The organism is Empedobacter sp. R132-2, assembly GCF_030324375.1.
Taxonomy (GTDB): Bacteria; Bacteroidota; Bacteroidia; order Flavobacteriales; family Weeksellaceae; genus Empedobacter; species Empedobacter falsenii_B.
In genome coordinates this window covers 1-1,126 of sequence record NZ_JACAGG010000078.1, presented here as the reverse complement: position 1 = coordinate 1,126, position 1,126 = coordinate 1, and the positions used below count along the sequence as shown (strand labels likewise).

The 1,126-nt window shown below is 29.1% G+C and carries 1 protein-coding gene; it reads left to right on the top strand.

The annotated features are described in order from the left end of the window. Positions 1-141 precede the first annotated feature (141 nt). Entirely contained in the window at positions 142-1,119 is a 978-nt protein-coding gene (locus HXZ69_RS15205) for an IS110 family RNA-guided transposase (RefSeq protein ID WP_038337380.1), read from the top strand. The last annotated feature ends 7 nt before the right edge of the window (positions 1,120-1,126 follow it).

Sequence of the window (1,126 nt, the reverse complement as noted above, 5' to 3'; positions counted from 1 at the left end):
GAGTTCAGAGCTATATAATCTCATATTCTGATTAAGACTCAACTCTTTCTTATCAAATTCTCAAATAGAAATTCGGGTTAAAAACCCATTAGTAAGGAATCGAGTTATTGATAAGTTTCACTTCTCATTAAATTCAAATTTATGGAAAAAATTGTTATTGGTATTGATGTGAGTAAATTAACTTTAGACATCTGCATTCAAGAAAATGGAGTGAATCGTTTTGATACTATTGCTAATACTGAAAAAGCTATCAAATCTTTTTTGAAACAATTTGTTAAGAGACAAAATATTCTAATTGGAATGGAGAATACAGGGAGATTTAACATCCTTCTTTACAACGTATTAATTCAACATTCTTTTGCTGTTTATGTCATCAATCCTTTGCATTTGAAAAAAAGTATGGGATTAGTTAGAGGTAAAAATGATAAAATTGACAGCGAACGTATTGCTGTATTTTTACTTAAAAATTATATGGATCTTCAACAGTGGAAGCCTAATTCGAAAGTCATTGAAAAGATAAAATTATTGAATGCTGAAAGAAAACATCGCGTTAAAATAAGAGCAGGATTACTAGCTCAAGCAAAAGATGAACAATTCTTAAAATCAACTATGGATAAAGCTGTATTACGCTTAAACACTAAGCTTATTGATGTCTTAACGAAACAAATTAATGAAATAGAAGAAAGAATCTATCAATTAATTAACGAAGATGAACAGCTTCATAATCATTATAAAAGAATACAATCAATTCCTGGTGTAGGAAAAGTTTTAGCATTTAATATGTTGATTAAAACAGATGGTTTTACAACCATAAATACACCTAGACAAATGGCTTGCTATGCTGGAATAGCTCCATTTGATTTTCAATCTGGAACTTCCATAAGGCGAAAACCGAAAGTTTCATCAATGGCTGATAAAGATTTGAAGAAACTATTGCATTTAGCTGCAATGAGTGCTATTCGTTTAGATAATGACTTGGCTATTTATTATCATCGAAAGGTAGAAGAAGGGAAAAATAAAATGTCGGTCTTAAACGCAGTCAGAAATAAAATAATTCACAGAATTTATGCACTAATTAAAAATCAAAATATTTATAAAAATAACTTGGTTTTGTCATAGAAATCAG